This window comes from Streptomyces sp. NPDC030799 (assembly GCF_055572255.1).
Genome location: NZ_JBVIDS010000015.1, coordinates 24,737 through 42,964, shown reverse-complemented (window position 1 = coordinate 42,964; position 18,228 = coordinate 24,737). Strand labels below are relative to the sequence as shown.

Here is an 18,228-nt window from a genome sequence, read left to right as displayed (position 1 = left end):
GCGACTTGCTCTGACATCAACTTGCCCCCTGGATTTCGCTCTCCATCTACGGGGACACTCTTTCCGTTGGCCCGGAGAACCGTCCATGCCTTCCAACGGGCACCAACGTGCAAGGCAAGAACATGAGCACCGGCGGGCCGGGGGGCACGCATGAGCCGGACAGGCGGGGCCAGGCTGTGCGATCCCTCACAAACCCGGACACAACGAGAAACGGGCCCCTGCGGTGACTTTCGTCACCAGCAGAGACCCGTTTCGTCGGTTTCTCTCTGTGCGCGAGGGGGGAGTTGAACCCCCACGCCCTTGCGGGCACTGGAACCTGAATCCAGCGCGTCTGCCTATTCCGCCACCCGCGCATTGGGTGTGTCTTCCGGTTCCGGCCCTTTCGGGCTGGCCCCTTCCGACACCCAGAACATTAGCACGTCGTACGGGGTGGGTTCACATCCCTTCCGGCCCACCACCCGGCGGCACCCCGCACCCGCCGCGCACGCCCGCGGCCCCCGCAGCCGCCCCGCGTCCAAGGCCCGCACCGTCCCCCACGTCTCAGGGAGACCTGCTTCACGTATCAACCTCGTACCGGTCCCGGGTATCTCCCCAGGAGGCGGGTCGGGTCCACAGCAGGGTGCGGGACACTGGTCTTCGCCCGCCTCTACGATCCATGGCAGCAGGAGTGCCCGCCGGGAGTTCGAAGGGGAGTCGCTGGGGGAACCGGCTGATTGCCGGACGCGTAGATACGATCAGTAAGCAGTACCGGCACAACCGGGCAAGGCAGCGCACACAGCAGGGCAAGGCAACGGCAGGGACGGAGGAGGTGCCCCATGGGAGTCCTGAAGAAGTTCGAGCAGCGTCTCGAAGGTCTGGTGAACGGCACCTTCGCCAAGGTCTTCAAGTCCGAGGTGCAGCCCGTGGAGATCGCCGGCGCGCTCCAGCGTGAGTGCGACAACAACGCCACGATCTGGAACCGCGACCGGACCGTCGTACCCAACGACTTCATCGTGGAGCTGAGCGCGCCGGACTACGAGCGCCTCAGCCCCTACTCCGGGCAGCTCGGCGACGAGCTGGCCGGCATGGTGCGCGACTACGCAAAGCAGCAGCGTTACACCTTCATGGGCCCCATCAAGGTCAACCTGGAGAAGGCCGACGACCTGGACACCGGCCTGTACCGGGTGCGCTCGCGCACCCTCGCCTCCTCCAGCAGCCAGCAGGCGGCCCCCGCGGCCCCGGCCCCCGGCCGCCCCGCGCAGGGTGCCCCGGGCGGCGGCTACGGCTACCCGCCGAGCGCGCCCGCCGGGGCGCCCCCGATGCCGTCCGCGCCCCCGCCCGGCGCCCGCCCCGGCGGCTACGGCTACCCCCAGCCCGCCACGCAGCGGCCCGCGGCCGCCCCGATGAGCGGCGGGCACACCCGCTACTGGATCGAGATCAACGGCACCCGCCACCAGATCTCCCGCGCGACGCTGGTGCTGGGCCGCAGCACCGACGCCGACGTGCGGATCGACGACCCCGGCGTCTCCCGCCGGCACTGCGAGATCCGGACCGGAACGCCCTCGACGATCCAGGATCTCGGCTCCACCAACGGCATCGTGGTGGACGGGCAGCACACCACCCGCGCTACGCTCCGCGACGGCTCGCGGATCGTCGTGGGCAGTACCACCGTTATCTATAGGCAAGCCGAAGGGTGAAGCGGGGGCAATGTCAGAGCTGACCCTCACGGTCATGCGGCTGGGTTTCCTGGCCGTACTGTGGCTGTTCGTGATCGTGGCCGTGCAGGTCATCCGGAGCGACCTGTTCGGTACGCGCGTCACCCAGCGCGGATCGCGTAGGGAGGCCGGTCGCCAGCAGCAGGCGCCCCGGCAGCAGGCCGCCGCGCCCCCGTCGCAGCGCGGCCAGCAGCGTGGCCAGCAGGGCGGCGGCCGACGCGGTCGCAACGCCCCCACCAAGCTGGTCGTGACGGAAGGCACACTGACCGGCACCACGGTCGCGCTGCAGGGCCAGACGATCACCCTGGGCCGGGCGCACGACTCCACGATCGTGCTGGACGACGACTACGCCTCCAGCCGCCATGCCAGGATCTATCCGGACCGCGACGGTCAGTGGATCGTCGAGGACCTGGGCTCCACCAACGGCACCTACCTGGACCGGTCCCGGCTGACGACTCCCACGCCGATCCCGCTGGGCGCGCCGATCCGCATCGGCAAGACCGTCATCGAGCTGCGGAAGTAGTACGACAATGAGCGAGCGGAGCGAGCACGCAGCGGCAGGCCGCACCCTGGTCTCCGGCGCGCTCCCGACCGGAGGGTGGGCAGTGTGGCTCGACACGACCGGCTGCATTCGGAGCCGACGGGCGAGGTGCGCATGAGTCTGTCACTGCGCTTTGCCGCCGGATCGCACGAAGGCATGATCCGCGGGCACAACGAGGACTCCGGTTACGCCGGTCCGCGGCTCCTCGCGATCGCCGACGGCATGGGCGGCCAGGCCGCCGGCGAGGTCGCCTCCTCCGAGGTGATCTCCACCCTGGTCACGCTCGACGACGACGTGCCCGGCTCCGACATCCTGACCTCCCTCGGCGCGGCCGTTCAGCACGCCAATGACCAGCTGCGCGCCATGGTCGCCGAGGACCCCCAGCTCGAAGGCATGGGGACGACCCTGACCGCGCTGCTGTGGACCGGGCAGCGGCTCGGTCTCGTGCACGTCGGTGACTCGCGGGCCTATCTGCTGCGTGACGGGGTCCTCACCCAGATCACCCAGGACCACACCTGGGTGCAGCGGCTCGTCGACGAGGGCCGGATCACCGAGGAGGAGGCGACCACGCATCCGCAGCGGTCCCTCCTCATGCGCGCCGTGGGCAGCAGCGACCATGTCGAGCCGGACCTGTCGATCCGCGAGGTCCGGGCCGGCGACCGCTATCTGATCTGCTCCGACGGGCTGTCCACCGTCGTCTCCCACCAGACGATCGAGGAGACCCTCGCCAGCTACCAGGGCCCGCAGGAGACCGTGCAGGAGCTGATCCAGCTCGCGCTGCGCGGCGGCGGCCCCGACAACATCACCGTCATCGTCGCCGACGTCCTCGACCTGGACACCGGTGACACCATGGCCGGGCAGCTGTCCGACCAGCCGGTGGTGGTCGGCGCGGTCGCCGAGAACCAGCACCACCTGCACGACAACGGCATCATGCAGACCCCGGCCGGCCGCGCCTCCCATCTGGGCCGGCAGCACCACGGGCACGGCGGCGGCGAGTTCGGCCCGCCCGGTTCCGGCGACACCACCGGGTACATCCCGGCGGGCGGTTTCGGCGACTACGCCGACGGTGACTTCACCAAGCCGCGCGGCGGGCGCAGGTGGCTGAAGAGATCCCTGTACAGCGCCCTGGCCCTCGCTGTCATCGGCGGCGGCCTCTACGGTGGCTACCGCTGGACGCAGACGCAGTACTACGTCGGCGCCAAGGGCGAGCACGTGGCCCTGTACCGGGGGATCAGCCAGGATCTGGCCTGGGTGTCGCTGTCGACGGTGGAGAAGGACCATCCGGAGATCGAACTCAAGTACCTGCCGCCGTACCAGCAGAAGCAGGTGAAGGCCACGATCGCCGCGGGCGGTCTGCAGCAGGCCCAGGCGAAGATCGAGGCACTGTCCGTGCAGGCCTCCGCGTGCAGGAAGAAGGCGGAGCACCAGGCCGCCGAGTCCGAGCGGAACGCGAAGACGGGCCAGGGCGAGGCCGGAGGCACCACGGGAACCACCCGTACCGCTTTCACGTCCAAGGCATCACCGACGCCGAACCCGTCGGCGACGAAGACGACGCCCCCGACCTCGCCGTCGAAGCCCCCGTCCACGTCCCCCACTCCGAATCCCGGCCCGAGCCTCTCCGAGGATGAGCAGAAGGTCGTCGATCAGTGCGGCAAGCAGTAGCCGAGCCGTGAGAGGCCCTGTCACACGATGAGCAGTACCACTAACTCGCCGACGCACCACACGTCCACGATCGGCGCCATCGGCGCTCCGAGCCGCCGCAACACCGAGCTGGCCCTGCTGGTCTTCGCCGTGGCCATCCCGGTGTTCGCCTACGCCAACGTGGGCCTGGCCATCAGCAGCAAGGTGCCCGCCGGGCTGCTGGAGTACGGCCTCGGACTGGGCCTGCTGGCCGGAGTCGCCCATCTCGGCGTCCGGAAGTTCGCGCCGTACGCCGACCCGCTGCTGCTGCCGCTGGCCACTCTGCTCAACGGGCTCGGGCTCGTCGTGATCTGGCGGCTGGACCAGTCGAAGCTGCTGCAGTCGCTGAAGGGCTACGCCCCGGCCGCGCCCCGCCAGCTGCTCTACACCGCGCTGGGCATCGCGCTGTTCACGGTCGTGCTGATCTTCCTCAAGGACCACCGCGTCCTGCAGCGCTACACCTACATCTCCATGGCCGGCGCTCTGGTCCTGCTCCTCCTGCCGCTGGTGCCGGGCCTCGGGGCCGACATCTACGGCGCCAAGATCTGGATCCGGGTCCCCGGCCTGGGCTCCCTCCAGCCCGGCGAGTTCGCGAAGATCGTCCTCGCCGTCTTCTTCGCCGGCTACCTGATGGTGAAGCGCGACGCCCTGGCCCTCGCCAGCCGCCGCTTCATGGGCCTGTACCTGCCGCGTGGCCGTGACCTCGGTCCGATCCTGGTCGTCTGGGCGCTCTCGATCCTGATCCTGGTCTTCGAGACCGACCTCGGCACGTCGCTGCTGTTCTTCGGCATGTTCGTGATCATGCTGTACGTCGCCACGGAGCGGACCAGCTGGATCATCTTCGGTCTGCTGATGTCCGCGGTCGGCGCCGTCGGTGTGGCCAGCTTCGAGACGCACATCCAGACGCGTGTGAACGCCTGGCTCAACCCGATGCGCGAGTTCAAGCTCAGCCGCCAGATCACCCACGACGGCATCCCCCACTCCGACCAGCTGCAGCAGTCCCTGTGGGCGTTCGGCTCCGGCGGCACCCTCGGCACCGGCTGGGGCCAGGGCCACTCGGACCTGATCAAGTTCGCCGCCAATTCCGACTTCGTCTTCGCGACCTTCGGCGAGGAACTGGGCCTGGCGGGCATCATGGCGATGCTGCTGATCTACGGCCTGATCGTGGAGCGCGGCCTGCGCACCGCCCTCGCCGCCCGCGACCCGTTCGGCAAGCTGCTCGCCGTAGGCCTGTCCGGCGCCTTCGCCCTGCAGGTGTTCGTGGTCGCCGGCGGTGTGATGGGCCTCATCCCGCTGACCGGTATGACGATGCCGTTCCTCGCCTACGGCGGTTCCTCCGTGCTGGCCAACTGGGCGCTGATCGGCATCCTGATCCGCATCAGCGACACGGCCCGCCGCCCTGCGCCCACCCCGGCCACGAACCCCGACGCCGAGATGACCCAGGTGGTTCGCCCCGGCGGCGCCGGCCCCGTCGAGTGATCCTGATCACCTACATCAAGATCGTTGCGCTGCGGGTCACCCACTAGAGTGACGGACGACCATCCCCGTCCCGTGACCACGGGACGGGACGACCGACACATTGGGGGATCTCATGCTTCGCATGGGTACGCGCGGCAAGCGCGTCGCGGTGGGCGCGGCCGCCGCACTCGGCGCCGCACTGTTCACGGTGACCAGCGCGACGAGCGCACAGGCCGCCGGGGCGTACGGGGGCAGCTGGACCACGGACAACGTCAAGATCCGCAAGGGACCGAGCACGGACATGCCGGTCGTGGACCACGCCTACAAGGGCGACGGCGCCTTCGTGAAGTGCTGGGTCCGGGGCGAGGGCGTCTACGGCGACAACATCTGGTGGTACGTGAAGGACAACAGCTCCAGCGCGAACGTCTGGGGCTACACCTCCGACTACTACTTCAACGTGGCCAGCGGCAACCCGCCCAAGTGCTGAACGGCCCCTCGGCGCATTCCTGACGGACGGCTTCCGGGACCGGCATCTGCCGGAACCGGAAGCCGTCCGTCGTTTTCCGGAACCCGTCGCGCCCGCGGCGCGTCTACTGATCAGTCGTTGTGGACGGCCCGCCCGGGACACACAGCGGCTGCCTCTAAACTGTGGGCGGCCAAGGATGAGCGCCAGGACCATCGGCACCGAGAGACTGAAGCAACAGGCGCACCTGTTAGCTTGTGGAAAGGCCGGATGTGAACAAGCCACTGCGCCGAATCGCGATCTTCTGCGGACTTCTCGTCCTCGCACTGTTGATCCGTGACAACTGGCTTCAGTACGTCCAGGCCGACAAACTGCGCGCCGATCCGGACAACCGCCGTGTGAACATCGAGCGGTACGCGCACCAGCGGGGCAACATCATCGTCAACGGCGACCCCATAACCGGCTCGGTCGAGACCAAGCACGGTGACTTCAAGTACAAGCGCACCTACAAGAACGGCCCCATGTGGGCCCCGGTCACCGGCTACTCCTCGCAGGCCTTCAACAGCAGCTTCCTGGAGGGTGTCGAGGACGGCATCCTCACCGGCAACGACGACCGGCTCTTCTTCCGCAAGACGCTGGACATGGTCACCGGCAAGCAGCAGCAGGGCGGCAACGTCGTCACCACGCTGAACGCGGCCGCACAGAAGGCGGCGTACGACGGGCTGTCCCGGCAGGGCGGCAAGGGCGCGGTCGTCGCCCTGGAGCCGTCCACCGGCAAGATCCTGGCGCTGGCCTCCTACCCGTCGTACGACCCCTCATCCTTCGCGGGCTACTCCGACAGCGACGCCAAGGCCTGGAACAAGCTCCAGAAGAAGAACAACCCGGCCGACCCGATGCTGAACCGGGCGCTGCGCGAGACCTACCCGCCGGGCTCCACCTTCAAGGTGGTCACCGCGGCGGCGGCGCTGGAGAACGGGCTGTACAAGTCGGACACCGAGCAGACGAAGTCGCCGCTGCCGTGGACCATGCCGGGCACCACGACCCCGCTGAAGAACGAGGGCAACATCCCCTGCAGGAACGCCTCCCTGCGCGAGGCGCTGCGCTGGTCCTGCAACTCGGTCTTCGGCAAGATCGGCTCCGACCTCGGCAACGACAAGATGCTGGAGGAGGCGAAGAAGTTCGGCTTCGACTCCGAGCAGTTCGTCCCGGTCCGCGCCTACGCGTCGGTCTTCTCCGACAACATGAACCCCTCGCAGACCGCGCTGTCCTCCATCGGCCAGTACAACACCGCCGCGACCCCGCTGCAGATGGCCATGGTCGCCTCGGCGGTCGCCAACGACGGCAAGCTGATGAAGCCGTACATGGTCGACACACTGCAGTCCTCCAACCTCGACCCGGTCGAGAAGACCGAGCCGAAGGAGATGAGCCGGCCGCTGTCGCCGGCCAACGCGCAGATCCTGCAGGACATGATGGAGACGGTCGTCAAGCAGGGCACCGGTACGAAGGCGCAGATCGACGGCGTCACCGTGGGCGGCAAGACCGGTACCGCTCAGCACGGTGTGGCGAACAGCGCCAACCCGTACGCGTGGTTCATCTCCTACGCCAAGCTGTCCGACGGCAGCTCGCCGGTCGCCGTGGCCGTGGTGGTCGAGGACGAGAGCGCCAACCGCGACGACATCTCCGGTGGCGGTCTGGCGGCTCCGATCGCGAAGAGCGTCATGCAGGCGGTCATCAGCTCCAAAAAGTGACGGCGCCGGCCCCGGAGAGTGACAACCGTCACGTCTCCTTCACATCGCCGCACGTTGCGATACCGGTCCTGTATCGGGTTGCGGGCTTGGCCAGGTCATACAAAGCGAGCCGGGTACGGTAGGCCCGGACGGCAGCCTCTGGCCGCACACGACACGTGGGCGGCCGAGACCGACGGAGAGGGCTGGTAGGGAACTATGGAAGAGCCGCGTCGCCTCGGCGGCCGGTACGAGCTGGGCCAGGTGCTCGGCCGTGGTGGCATGGCGGAGGTCTACCTCGCGCATGACACCCGGCTCGGTCGCACCGTGGCGGTGAAGACGCTGCGCGCGGACCTCGCGCGTGATCCGTCCTTCCAGGCCCGGTTCCGCCGGGAGGCCCAGTCGGCCGCCTCGCTCAACCATCCCGCGATCGTCGCGGTCTACGACACGGGCGAGGACTACATCGACGGGGTCTCGATCCCGTACATCGTCATGGAGTACGTAGACGGCTCCACGCTCCGTGAGCTGCTCCACTCCGGCCGCAAGCTCCTGCCCGAGCGTGCGATGGAAATGACCATCGGCATCCTCCAGGGCCTGGAGTACGCCCACCGCAACGGCATCGTCCACCGCGACATCAAGCCGGCCAACGTCATGCTGACCCGCAACGGCCAGGTCAAGGTGATGGACTTCGGTATCGCCCGCGCCATGGGCGACGCCGGCATGACCATGACCCAGACGGCGGCGGTCATCGGCACGGCCCAGTACCTGTCGCCGGAGCAGGCGAAGGGTGAGCAGGTCGACGCGAGGTCGGACCTGTACTCGACCGGCTGCCTGCTCTACGAGCTGCTGACGGTACGGCCCCCCTTCGTGGGCGACTCCCCGGTGGCGGTGGCCTACCAGCACGTCCGCGAGGAGCCCCAGCCCCCGTCGGTCTTCGACCCCGAGATCACCCCCGAGATGGACGCGATCGTCCTGAAGGCGCTGGTCAAGGACCCGAACTACCGCTACCAGTCGGCCGACGAGATGCGTGCCGACATCGAGGCCTGTCTGGACGGCCAGCCGGTCGCGGCGACGGCCGCGATGGGCGCGGTGGGCTACAGCGGCTACCCCGACGACCAGCCGACGACGGCCCTGCGCCCCGACGCCGGCGCGGGCGCCACCAGCATGCTCCCGCCGATGAACCCGGACGACGGCGGCTACGGCTACGACGACGGCTCCGGCCGCCGCGGCCGGCAGCAGAAGAAGTCCAACACCTCCACGATCCTCCTGGTGGTCGCGGGCATCCTCGTCCTGGTCGGCGCGATCCTGATCGGCAAGTGGGTGGCGACCAACCACAACACCGACGACGGCAGGGTGCCGGTGCCGGCCTTCATCGGCCAGCCGGAGAAAACGGCCCAGAAGATGGCCGCGAACGTCGACCTGAAGGTGTCGATCAGCAGGAAGCCCTGCGACGACCAGCCGAAGGGCAACGTCTGCGACCAGAACCCGAAGAACGGGAAGGTCGACAAGGGCACCACGATCGACCTCACCGTGTCGACCGGAGCACCCAAGGTGCAGGTACCGGACGTCCGCGGCATCCAGTTCACCGACGCCCAGTCCCAGCTCAAGGCGAAGGGCTTCAACGTCGAGCAGCGGACCCAGGAGTCGGACCGGGCCGCCGGCCTGGTCATCGAGCAGGACCCGCCGGGCGGCACGAGCAAGCAGAAGGGCACCACGATCACCCTCACGGTCGCCAAGCCCGTGGAGAAGGTCACCATTCCCGGCGACCTCGTCGGCAAGTCCTGCGACGACGCGAAGGCCGAGCTGCAGAACCTGGGCCTGACCGCCACCTGCACCGACACCCCCACTCCCAACCAGGACGACGACGGCAAGGTCCTCTCGACCAGCCCGCAGGCGAACCAGCAGGTGCCCAAGAACACGGCCGTCACGCTCAACGTCGGCAAGTTCCAGGGCGGCCAGCAGACACAGGGCCAGGTCCCGAACGTCACCGGCCGGACCCTGAAGGAAGCCCAGCAGATCCTGCAGCAGCAGGGCTACACACAGATCCAGGTCAACGGGTCCAAGGACGACAAGGCACGGGTCATCCAGCAGAACCCGCCGGCCGGAACCCAGGCCGATCCGAGCAACACCCCGATCGTCCTGAACACCCTGGACTTCGGGGGCGGCGGCGACAACGGCAACGGTGGGATCATCGCCGGCCCCAACGGCTGACCCATCCACCGACAGCGGGTCCGCCCGGGAACTCCGGTTCCCGGGCGGACCCGTCCTCGTCTGTCAGCCCCGCAACTCCGCCGGCGGCGTCCGCTTGCCGTCCACCTTCTCCACCCGGACCAGTTCGCCCCACACCACGTACCGGTACTCCGAGGTGTAGACCGGGGTGCAGGTCGTCAGGGTGATGTAGTGGCCCGGCTTCTTCTTGCCGGACTCCTTCGGGACCGGGGAGAGGACCTTGACGTTGTACTTCGAGGTCTCCGACAGGACCGAGTAGACCTTGTAGACGTACCAGTCGTCCCGTGTCTCGAAGACGATCGGGTCGCCCTTCTCGATCTTGTCGATGTTGTGGAACTTCGCGCCGTGGCCGTCGCGGTGGGCGGCGAGGGTGAAGTTGCCGGCCCTGCCGGTCATGGGGAGGGTCGCCTTGACCGGGTCCGTGTAGTAGCCGGCCACACCGTCGTTGAGGACGTCTGTGCCCGTGCCCTTCTCGACCAGGACCTCGCCGTTGTGCATCGACGGCACATGCAGGAAGCCGATGCCGTCCTTGGTGTCCAGCGCTCCCGGAGTGGAGTCCGTCGCGTGGGCCCAGTGTTGACGGACCTGGTCGGCCCGCTTGTCCGCCTTGCGATCCGCTATCACGTTCGTCCACCACAGGGAGTAGACGACGAAGAGAGCCAGCAACAGGCCTGCTGTGATGAGGAGTTCACCGAGGACGCTGACCGCCGTGGCGACACGGCCGGGACGCCGGCCGCGCGGGGCGGGATTCGGATCGGACGCGTCCGTGTGTTCTTCGGTGTCGTCGGCGGTCGCTGCCACAGTTCCTTGCCCTTACTCGCTTCGGCCCTACGATGCCCTACTCGATGAGCGCGTCCGGCTTGCCCTTGCTGCGCGGGCGTTCCTCGACCATCTTGCCCCAGACGATCAGCCGGTACTTGCTCGTGAACTCCGGCGTGCAGGTGGTGAGGGTGATGTAGCGGCCGGGTTCGGTGAAACCCGAGCCCCTCGGGACGGGGCTCAGGACGCTGGTGTTGGCCGGCGAGGTCACCGGCAGCATCGAGGTCACCTTGTACACGAAGTACGTGTCCTGTGTCTCGACAACGACCGCGTCGCCGGCCTTGAGCGTGTTGATGTACCGGAACGGCTCACCGTGCGTGTTGCGATGGGCGGCGAGTCCGAAGTTGCCGGTCCTGTCGCCGGGCATCGCCGTCTTCAGCGGGGGTTCGCCGTAGTGCCCGACCATGCCCTTGTCGAGCACCTTCGCTTTGCTGACGCCCTCCGCTATCGGCGCCACCACGTCCAGCTTGGGGATGTGCAGGATGGCGAAGCCCTGCCCCGGCGCGAAGACACCCGGGCTGCGCTTTCCGCTGGCCCAGTCGTCCTGGAGCTGATGCGCCTCGCTGCCCGCCTGCGCATGGGCGCGGATGTTGGTCCACCACAGCTGGTAGGTGACGAACAGCAGCATCAGCAGGCCGGTGGTGATGAACACCTCGCCGATCACCCGGCTCGCGACGACGGCCGGGCTCGGCTTGCGCAGCCGCGCCTGCCGCCGCGCCTCCACCCGGGACAGCGGCCTGCCGGACTCCCGCGTCTCGGCGGGCGCCGTCTCCCGGCCGCCGCCATGGCGCCCACCGCGGCGCTTGGCGGCCTTTCTGCGGGCCGCTCGCCCGCCGGCCGCGCCTTGAGTGGCGGAGGAGCCGGAAGGGGCGCCAGGGGCCGCAGAGGCGCGTATGGACCCGCTCGACGGGCCCGACGAGGGATCGGTGAGCCGCAGCGCCATCGTCTCGTCGTCCAGGGGCGGCCGGTAAGGCTGCCCCTGCGGTTCCCGCAACCGCTCCCCGTGCCGATCGTCGTACCGATCGCCGTGCTGATCCCCGTACGGCACCCCGTACGACTCCTGGTACGCCGCGCCCGCCGTGTCCCAGTCCCCAAGCGCACCGGAAGCCTCGTACGACTGATCCCCGTACGAGGCATCGGTCTCTGGCTCCGGGCGCAGCGCGGTCACGCCGTGGCCCTGCCCACCACCGGGGCCAGCCCCGTCGACCTCGCCACGGCACCCTGGTCGCCGCACTCCACCAGCCAGTTGGCCAGCATCCGGTGCCCGTGCTCGGTCAGCACCGACTCGGGGTGGAACTGCACGCCCTCGACCCTGAGTTCCCGGTGCCGCAGGCCCATGATGATGCCGTCGTGCGTGCGGGCGGTCACCTCCAGCTCGGCCGGGACCGTCCCCGGCTCGGCGGCCAGGGAGTGGTAGCGGGTCGCCGTGAAGGGGGAGGGCAGGCCCGAAAAGACGCCCTTGCCCTCGTGCTCCACCAGCGAGGTCTTGCCGTGCAGCAGCTCGGGCGCCCGGTCCACCACACCGCCGTACGCCACCTGCATCGACTGCATGCCGAGGCACACCCCGAAGACCGGCACTCCGGTCGAGGCACAGTGGCGGACCATGTCCACGCACACCCCTGCCTCCTCGGGCGTTCCCGGCCCGGGCGAGAGCAGCACCCCGTCGAAGCCGTCCTGGGCGTGCGCCGTCGACACCTCGTCGTTGCGCAGCACCTCGCACTCGGCACCCAGCTGGTACAGGTACTGGACGAGGTTGAAGACGAAGCTGTCGTAGTTGTCGACGACGAGAATCCGCGCACTCACTGGTTGTCCACCGTCACATCGTTGAAGGGCAGCAGCGGTTCGGCCCACGGGAAGACGTACTGGAAGAGGATGTAGATCACGGCCAGGACCAGTACGAGTGAGATCAGCGCCCTCACCCACACGTTCCCCGGCAGATGCCGCCAGATCCAGCCGTACATGCCGTTCCTTCCCTCTCCCCACGGCACCGGACGCACGCCGTACGCCACCAGACTAACGGCGCAGAGCCTTCGGTTCTCCTGCCTCCACGGACTGGGCGGAGTCCAGGTGCGCCCAGACGATCAGCCGGTGACTGTGCCCCCATTCGGGATCGCACGTGGTCAGCGTCAGATAGCGTCCCGGACGCGTGTACCCGGACTTACGTGGCACAGGGTCGATCACCTCAACGTCCGTCGGCACGGTTTTGTAGGGGCCTTTGTCGATCCGATACGTGAACCAGGTCGTCCCGTCGGTGAGCACGACGGCGTCCCCGGGCCGCAGCTTCGGGAAGTCCAGGAACGGGTCGCCGTAGGTCCGCCGGTGCCCGGCCACCGCGAAGTTGCCCACCTGGCCGAGCCGGGCGGTTCCCCGGTAGTGGGCGAGGCCCTTCGCCAGCACGTCCCGGCCGGTGCCCTCCAGGACCGGCTTGTTCCACGTGAAACCAAGCCGCGGGATGTACATGATCGCGAAAGCCTCGCCGTAGCGGTACGGCGCCGGTTTCGTCACGGCGACCGGCTGCCCGCTCCCCCTCGACCACTGCCGGTGCAGCTGATCGATCTGGTCGTTCATGGCGCCCTCGGCGCGCACACCCGTCCAGAACAGCACGTAGGCGACGAAGAGCACGATCAGGGCGCCGACGGTGATGCACAGCTCGCTGACGGTCCGGACGATCACGCGCACCGGCGCCTCCGCGACGGACGGCTGGCTACTGCACGGGCTTCGCGTAGTGCAGATCCACTGTGCCCGAGTAGCCCGGAAGAGTCACCGTTCCGTCGTCGGTGACTTTCCAGCCGAGGCCGTAGACATTGACGTACACCATGTAGGTCTGGATCGCCTTGCTCGCCGCGAGTGCCTGCTGCAGCCTGTCCGGGTCCCCGACCGCCGTGATCTTGTACGGCGGCGAGTAGACACGGCCCTGGAGAATCAGCGTGTTGCCGACGCAGCGCACCGCGCTGGTGGAGATCAGCCGCTGGTCCATGACCTTGATCCCCTGGGCACCGCCCTGCCAGAGCGCGTTCACCACGGCCTGCAGGTCCTGCTGGTGGATGACCAGGTAGTCGGGCTGTGGTTCGGGATAGCCGGGGAGCTTCGCCGTGGCGTTGGGCGGCGCGTCATTGAGCGTGACGGTGACGGCCCGGCCGGTGAGCCTCTGGGTGCCGGTGCTCTTCTCCAGTCCGCTCAGCCTGCGGTCCTGCGCCTTGGTGCTGCCGTCGTCGCTCTCGGCGAGCGACTCCACGCTCCCGCGCAGGGCCGCGTTGGACTCGTCCAGCTCCTTGTTCTTGCGGCTGCGCTGCTGGATGAGGTCCGACAGCTTCAGCAGGGAGCCGTCCTGCCGGATGTCCGTGCCCTTGGCCGTGTTGAAGCTGGTGAAGAAGATGAGCCCCGCGAGGGCGAACACGGCCGCGGTGAGGACCCGCACCGGGCGCAGACGCCGGACGCGGCCGGGGCCGGAGCCCGTTGCCCCCGTCCCGGGGGAGTCGGCAGAATTGCTCAACGTACCCTTATCTCCTTCGGCGCCACGGAAGCACTACGCTAACGGACGCGCCCGACCCAGTTACCTGCGCGGCCACGCAGCGCATCGACAGGAGAGACCCTCGTGCCGAAGTCACGTATCCGCAAGAAGGCCGACTACACGCCGCCGCCGGCGAAGCAGGCACAGGCCATCAAGCTCACCAGCGGCACCTGGGTCGCGCCAGTCATGCTGGCGATGTTCGTCATCGGCCTGGCCTGGATCGTCGTCTTCTACGTGACCGACGGCTCGCTGCCCATCGACTCGTGGGACAACTGGAACATCGTGGTCGGCTTCGGCTTCATCGCCGCCGGCTTCGGCGTCTCCACGCAGTGGAAGTAGTCCACTGAGTTATCCACAGGCTGTTCACCTGGGAAAAGCGCCCTGGGGAAAAAGAACGACCATCTGTGGATAACTCATCGGGCGTTGACGCCGGTGTGACTGGCCCAACGTTCCCGGTACACCTGTTCGCCCCCTGCCTGACCTGCGGAAACACATCCGGGTGACAGGGGGCGCAGTTGTGCCCGCACACCGTGCACAAGATTCGCCACAGCCTGTGGACAACGGTTCGGTATCAGGTGAGCTGTGCGGTCCTGACCAGTGTGAGAACCACCACGACGGCGAGTACGACGGCACACGTGCCGTACTGGACCAGCGTCCGCCTCTCGCGCGGGGCGTGGACCATGGCGTACCCGGTGACGACACCGGCGACCAGGCCGCCGATGTGGGCCTGCCAGGCGATGTTCATTCCCGGACTGAAGGTGATGACCATGTTGATCACCAGCAGGGCGATCAGCGGGCGCAGGTCGTAGTTGAGCCGGCGCATCAGCACGCCGGTCGCGCCGAAGAGGCCGAAGATCGCTCCGGAGGCGCCGAGGGAGGGCTGATTGGGTGCGGCGAGCAGATAGGTGAGGGCGCTGCCCGCGAGGCCCGAGACGAAGTAGAGGGCGAGATAGCGGGCGCGGCCCAGGGCCGCTTCCAGGGGGCCGCCGATCCACCACAGGCTGAGCATGTTGAAGAGGATGTGGGCGTAGCCGCCGTGCAGGAACATCGCGGTCAGCAGGCGGTAGTACTGCCCCTCGGCGATGCCCTGCACCCCGGTGAGCAGGGGGGTGTAGGCCTGCCCGATCAGTTCGAACCGGTCGGTGAAGCGGTCACCGAGGGAGGTCTGCACCAGGAACAGCGCGAGGTTGATCCCGATCAGGACCTTGGTGAGCAGCCGCGGGTCGGAGGTGAGCGTGCCGCCGGCGATCGTGCGCGGCTGGGCGGCGGTCGGCGGGTGTCCGGTGCCGCTGCCGGCGCGCACGCACTCGGGGCACTGGAAGCCGACCGAGGCGCTGATCATGCATTCGGGGCAGATGGGGCGCTCACAGCGGGTGCAGCGCACGCCGGTCTCGCGGTCCGGATGGCGGTAGCACAGGGGCACGCGGTGGGCGCCCTGTGTGCCGGCTGCGGCCTCGTCCATCTGTTCCCCTTGCTCGTCGTGGGACTGCCCCCGGCAATGCCCCGCCCCGCTCATCCTTGGTACGGACGAGCGGGGCGAATGGTTCCCTGCGGGATGTACCGGCCGGTCCCTGCGGGTCATGCCGGCCGAGGAGCCGGTGGGGCGCTCAGCCCTGTCGCTTCTCGACGACGACCGACTCGATGACGACGTCGTTGACCGGGCGGTCGTTGCGGCCGGTGGGCACACCGGCGATGGCGTCGACGACCTTCTGGCTGGCCTCGTCGGTGACCTCGCCGAAGATGGTGTGCTTGCGGTTCAGCCACGTCGTGGGGGAGACGGTGATGAAGAACTGCGAGCCGTTGGTGCCCGGGCCGGCGTTGGCCATGGCGAGCAGGTACGGCTTGTTGAAGGACAGGTCCGGGTGGAACTCGTCCCCGAACTTGTAGCCGGGGCCGCCGATGCCGCTGCCCAGCGGGTCGCCGCCCTGGATCATGAAGCCGCTGATGACGCGGTGGAAGATCGTGCCGTTGTAGAGCGGCTTCTTGCTCTTCTCACCCGTGCCGGGGTGCGTCCACTCGCGCTCGCCCTGGGCCAGCTCGACGAAGTTCTTGACCGTCTCGGGCGCGTGGTTCGGGAAAAGCTCGACCACGATGTCGCCGTGGTTGGTCTTCAGGGTGGCGTAAAGCTGCTCGGCCACGATCTGCCTTCCGTTGTCTTTCTGTGACACCCCGATCCTCGCACGGCCGGGCCCGTACGTCGTCCGAGGCCGCGAGTTCCGCCCGGAAGGCAGCGCCGGGCGGTGATTCGTGGCAGGGTCGAGACAGGCTCGGGTTGCCCGGGTATGGCCCGGATCGATCTGATGGAAGTGATTGGCACCCATATGCCCGCCCTCGCATGCCGCGTGGACCGTGGACAGGCATGATCCGTAAAAGGGTGGAAAGTCGAAATACCGTACGCCACCGAGGAGGAGGAACCCGTGACCCGCATCGACAGCGTGCGCGCCGCGACCGGCTCGGCAAAGGACAGCGTGCTGCACGCCGCGGAAGTGGTGGCGCCCTACGCCGACACGGCCAAGGAGCGTGCCGCGCTCTACGCGCATGAGGCACGCGTACGGCTGGCGCCCGTGGTGTCGCAGGCCGCCGAACAGGCCCGCGAACAGTACGACGCCCGGCTCGCCCCACGTCTGGAACAGGCCCGTGCGCATGTGCCGCCGAAGGTGGACCTGGCGGCGCACGAGGCCGCGCTGCGCGCCCGTAGGGCGGCCCGGCAGGCCGCCGAGTACTCGCGTCCGAAGATCGAGCAGGCCGTGGCCGCGACCGGTCCCGTCCGCGACGAGGCCGCGGCCCGCGGTGCCGCCGCCCTGGCCGCGCTGCGTGGCCAGGTCTCGGCGGAGGAGATCCAGAAGCTGGCCCGCAGGAAGGCTCGCCGGTCCAGGGCCGGCCGGGCCGTGAAGGTGCTGGCGGTGCTGACCACGCTGGCCGGTGGTGCCTTCGCGGCGTGGAAGTGGTGGGACAAGCAGGCCAACCCCGACTGGCTGGTGGAACCGCCCGCCGCGACGGAGGTGCCCGAGTCGGGCGGCCGGCTCAGCTCGGTGGACGGCAGCGGTGCCTCGGGGCTGGACCCGGAGGTGCAGGCGAAGCAGGCGGAGGATGACGCCGCGGACCGGGACGACCAGTAGCGCCCCAGTCCGGTTCAGTCCACCTGGTCCGGCCCGGTCCGGTCCGTGCGTGGTGCTCAGCAGCAGTCCGGGGCCCCTCCGGTCACCTCTCGGTGACCGGAGGGGCCTGGTCGTTTTCGCCGGATAGGCCGGTCACCCGCCTGACCCTCACACGAGGCCAGGACGAAGGGCCCGGCCGGTGTACCGGGTCACGGCGACTGCCGCTCGGGCGGGAGCCGGGCGAAGGCCGGGCGGGGCCCGGGCATGGGGTTCCCCGGGGGGATGCGCACCGGTTCGCTGGAGGGGGACGGCGACACAGGGGGTGGGCGCGATGGACGTCAATGGCGCGGGTGCACCGGTCGTGGCGGTCGTCGGGGTGGTCGGGACCCTGCTGTCGGCACTGCTCACCCAGCGCGCGGCCGAGCGCAGCCGGCAGCGTGAGCGGGAGCGCGCCGAGCGGGCGCGGGCGCGGGCCCGGGAGGACGAGGAGCGGCGCACCTGTTACGTCGCCCTCAACACCGCCTCCCGGCAGTATCTGGCCGCCCTCACCGACCAGCTGCACGCCCTGAGCCGCACGGAGGATCCGCGCGCGGTACGGCAACGCCTGACCGAGGCCCGGGATCTGCACCGGGACGTGTACGCGGAGGCCCAGATGCGGCTGCCCGACCCCGTACTCGTCCTGGCCGGCGAGGTCACCCACGCACTCGGCACGCTCTACGGCCGGCTCCGGCGCCTGGACGACGGCGTCCCCCGCCCGGGCGACTCGCTCGGCGCCGCCCAGGGGGAGATCGACGCGCTGTGGGAACGGCTGCGGGAGCTGCGGCGCGGGATGCGGGCGGATCTGGGGGCGTCGGGAGCGTCCCGGCCGAACCCGTCGCAGTCGGGCCCCTCCCGACTCGATCCGGGCACATCCCGGGCGGTTTCCGGGTGTTGATCGGGCGCCGCACGGAAAAGCTCGGTGATCGGGCGTCGTTGTGACGGAGATCTCGTCATCATGGAGACGGCGGCGGG

Annotated in this window: 18 protein-coding genes and 1 tRNA gene; 10 read left to right on the top strand and 9 right to left on the bottom strand. The window is 69.0% G+C overall.

Features of this window, described 5'->3' with window-relative positions:
• Window positions 1-269: 269 nt before the first annotated feature.
• Window positions 270-353, bottom strand: a tRNA-Leu gene (locus tag ACZ41I_RS32425).
• Between the two features lie 462 nt (window positions 354-815).
• Here ACZ41I_RS32425 and ACZ41I_RS32420 point away from each other — a divergent pair.
• The 7 genes from ACZ41I_RS32420 to pknB all read left to right on the top strand — a co-directional run bounded on the left by ACZ41I_RS32420 (window position 816) and on the right by pknB (window position 9,771).
• A complete protein-coding gene (locus tag ACZ41I_RS32420; protein ID WP_399766664.1) occupies window positions 816-1,676 on the top strand; it encodes an FhaA domain-containing protein in 861 nt (286 codons plus the stop codon).
• Window positions 1,677-1,686: 10 nt separating this feature from the next.
• Window positions 1,687-2,217, top strand: coding sequence for an FHA domain-containing protein FhaB/FipA (locus tag ACZ41I_RS32415; RefSeq protein ID WP_399766667.1), 531 nt, complete (start codon window positions 1,687-1,689; stop codon window positions 2,215-2,217).
• Window positions 2,218-2,349: 132 nt separating this feature from the next.
• On the top strand, window positions 2,350-3,897 hold the full coding sequence (locus ACZ41I_RS32410; RefSeq protein WP_399766670.1) for a Stp1/IreP family PP2C-type Ser/Thr phosphatase: 1,548 nt from the start codon (window positions 2,350-2,352) through the stop codon (window positions 3,895-3,897).
• 27 nt (window positions 3,898-3,924) lie between these two features.
• Window positions 3,925-5,394: an FtsW/RodA/SpoVE family cell cycle protein gene (locus tag ACZ41I_RS32405; RefSeq protein ID WP_468515730.1), complete on the top strand. Its 1,470-nt coding sequence runs from the start codon at window positions 3,925-3,927 to the stop codon at window positions 5,392-5,394.
• Between the two features lie 121 nt (window positions 5,395-5,515).
• Window positions 5,516-5,860 carry an SH3 domain-containing protein gene (locus tag ACZ41I_RS32400; RefSeq protein WP_363217665.1) on the top strand — a complete coding sequence of 115 codons (345 nt, stop codon included), beginning with the start codon at window positions 5,516-5,518 and terminating at the stop codon, window positions 5,858-5,860.
• 248 nt (window positions 5,861-6,108) lie between these two features.
• Window positions 6,109-7,584, top strand: coding sequence for a peptidoglycan D,D-transpeptidase FtsI family protein (locus ACZ41I_RS32395; RefSeq protein WP_363217666.1), 1,476 nt, complete (start codon window positions 6,109-6,111; stop codon window positions 7,582-7,584).
• Between the two features lie 195 nt (window positions 7,585-7,779).
• Window positions 7,780-9,771 (top strand): Stk1 family PASTA domain-containing Ser/Thr kinase, encoded by a 1,992-nt coding sequence (gene pknB, locus ACZ41I_RS32390; RefSeq protein ID WP_468515729.1) that lies wholly within the window; start codon window positions 7,780-7,782, stop codon window positions 9,769-9,771.
• A 63-nt stretch (window positions 9,772-9,834) separates the two neighbouring features.
• Here pknB and ACZ41I_RS32385 read toward each other — a convergent pair whose 3' ends face one another.
• The 6 genes from ACZ41I_RS32385 to ACZ41I_RS32360 are packed head-to-tail and all read right to left on the bottom strand — an operon-like array spanning window position 9,835 to window position 14,101.
• A complete protein-coding gene (locus tag ACZ41I_RS32385) occupies window positions 9,835-10,590 on the bottom strand; it encodes a class E sortase (protein WP_399766678.1) in 756 nt (251 codons plus the stop codon).
• A 37-nt stretch (window positions 10,591-10,627) separates the two neighbouring features.
• The gene (locus ACZ41I_RS32380; RefSeq protein WP_468515728.1) at window positions 10,628-11,776 is read right to left on the bottom strand and encodes a class E sortase; all 1,149 of its coding nucleotides are present in this window, start codon (window positions 11,774-11,776) and stop codon (window positions 10,628-10,630) included.
• Window positions 11,773-12,411, bottom strand: coding sequence for an aminodeoxychorismate/anthranilate synthase component II (locus ACZ41I_RS32375; protein WP_363217670.1), 639 nt, complete (start codon window positions 12,409-12,411; stop codon window positions 11,773-11,775). The genes ACZ41I_RS32380 and ACZ41I_RS32375 overlap by 4 nt, the downstream gene beginning before the upstream one ends.
• On the bottom strand, window positions 12,408-12,569 hold the full coding sequence (locus tag ACZ41I_RS32370) for a hypothetical protein (RefSeq protein WP_208614037.1): 162 nt from the start codon (window positions 12,567-12,569) through the stop codon (window positions 12,408-12,410). Before ACZ41I_RS32370 ends, ACZ41I_RS32375 begins: the two co-directional genes overlap by 4 nt.
• Window positions 12,570-12,621: 52 nt before the next feature.
• The gene (locus tag ACZ41I_RS32365; protein WP_468515727.1) at window positions 12,622-13,287 is read right to left on the bottom strand and encodes a class E sortase; all 666 of its coding nucleotides are present in this window, start codon (window positions 13,285-13,287) and stop codon (window positions 12,622-12,624) included.
• A gap of 25 nt (window positions 13,288-13,312) precedes the next feature.
• Window positions 13,313-14,101 (bottom strand): DUF881 domain-containing protein, encoded by a 789-nt coding sequence (locus ACZ41I_RS32360; protein WP_399766690.1) that lies wholly within the window; start codon window positions 14,099-14,101, stop codon window positions 13,313-13,315.
• A gap of 102 nt (window positions 14,102-14,203) precedes the next feature.
• Between ACZ41I_RS32360 and crgA the strand changes: the two genes are divergently transcribed.
• Complete coding sequence (gene crgA, locus ACZ41I_RS32355) at window positions 14,204-14,458, top strand: cell division protein CrgA (RefSeq protein WP_363217673.1); 255 nt, start codon at window positions 14,204-14,206, stop codon at window positions 14,456-14,458.
• Window positions 14,459-14,690: 232 nt separating this feature from the next.
• Here the strand turns inward: crgA and ACZ41I_RS32350 are convergent, their stop codons facing one another.
• Together ACZ41I_RS32350 and ACZ41I_RS32345 are read right to left on the bottom strand one after the other, a co-directional pair.
• Window positions 14,691-15,581, bottom strand: a complete 891-nt coding sequence (locus ACZ41I_RS32350) for a rhomboid family intramembrane serine protease (RefSeq protein ID WP_399766694.1) — start codon at window positions 15,579-15,581, stop codon at window positions 14,691-14,693.
• 145 nt (window positions 15,582-15,726) lie between these two features.
• A complete protein-coding gene (locus tag ACZ41I_RS32345) occupies window positions 15,727-16,257 on the bottom strand; it encodes a peptidylprolyl isomerase (protein WP_399766697.1) in 531 nt (176 codons plus the stop codon).
• Window positions 16,258-16,536: 279 nt separating this feature from the next.
• Between ACZ41I_RS32345 and ACZ41I_RS32340 the strand changes: the two genes are divergently transcribed.
• Together ACZ41I_RS32340 and ACZ41I_RS32335 are read left to right on the top strand one after the other, a co-directional pair.
• Window positions 16,537-17,238, top strand: coding sequence for a DUF5324 family protein (locus ACZ41I_RS32340; RefSeq protein WP_399766698.1), 702 nt, complete (start codon window positions 16,537-16,539; stop codon window positions 17,236-17,238).
• 310 nt (window positions 17,239-17,548) lie between these two features.
• Window positions 17,549-18,151 carry a hypothetical protein gene (locus ACZ41I_RS32335; protein ID WP_468515726.1) on the top strand — a complete coding sequence of 201 codons (603 nt, stop codon included), beginning with the start codon at window positions 17,549-17,551 and terminating at the stop codon, window positions 18,149-18,151.
• Window positions 18,152-18,228 lie beyond the last annotated feature (77 nt).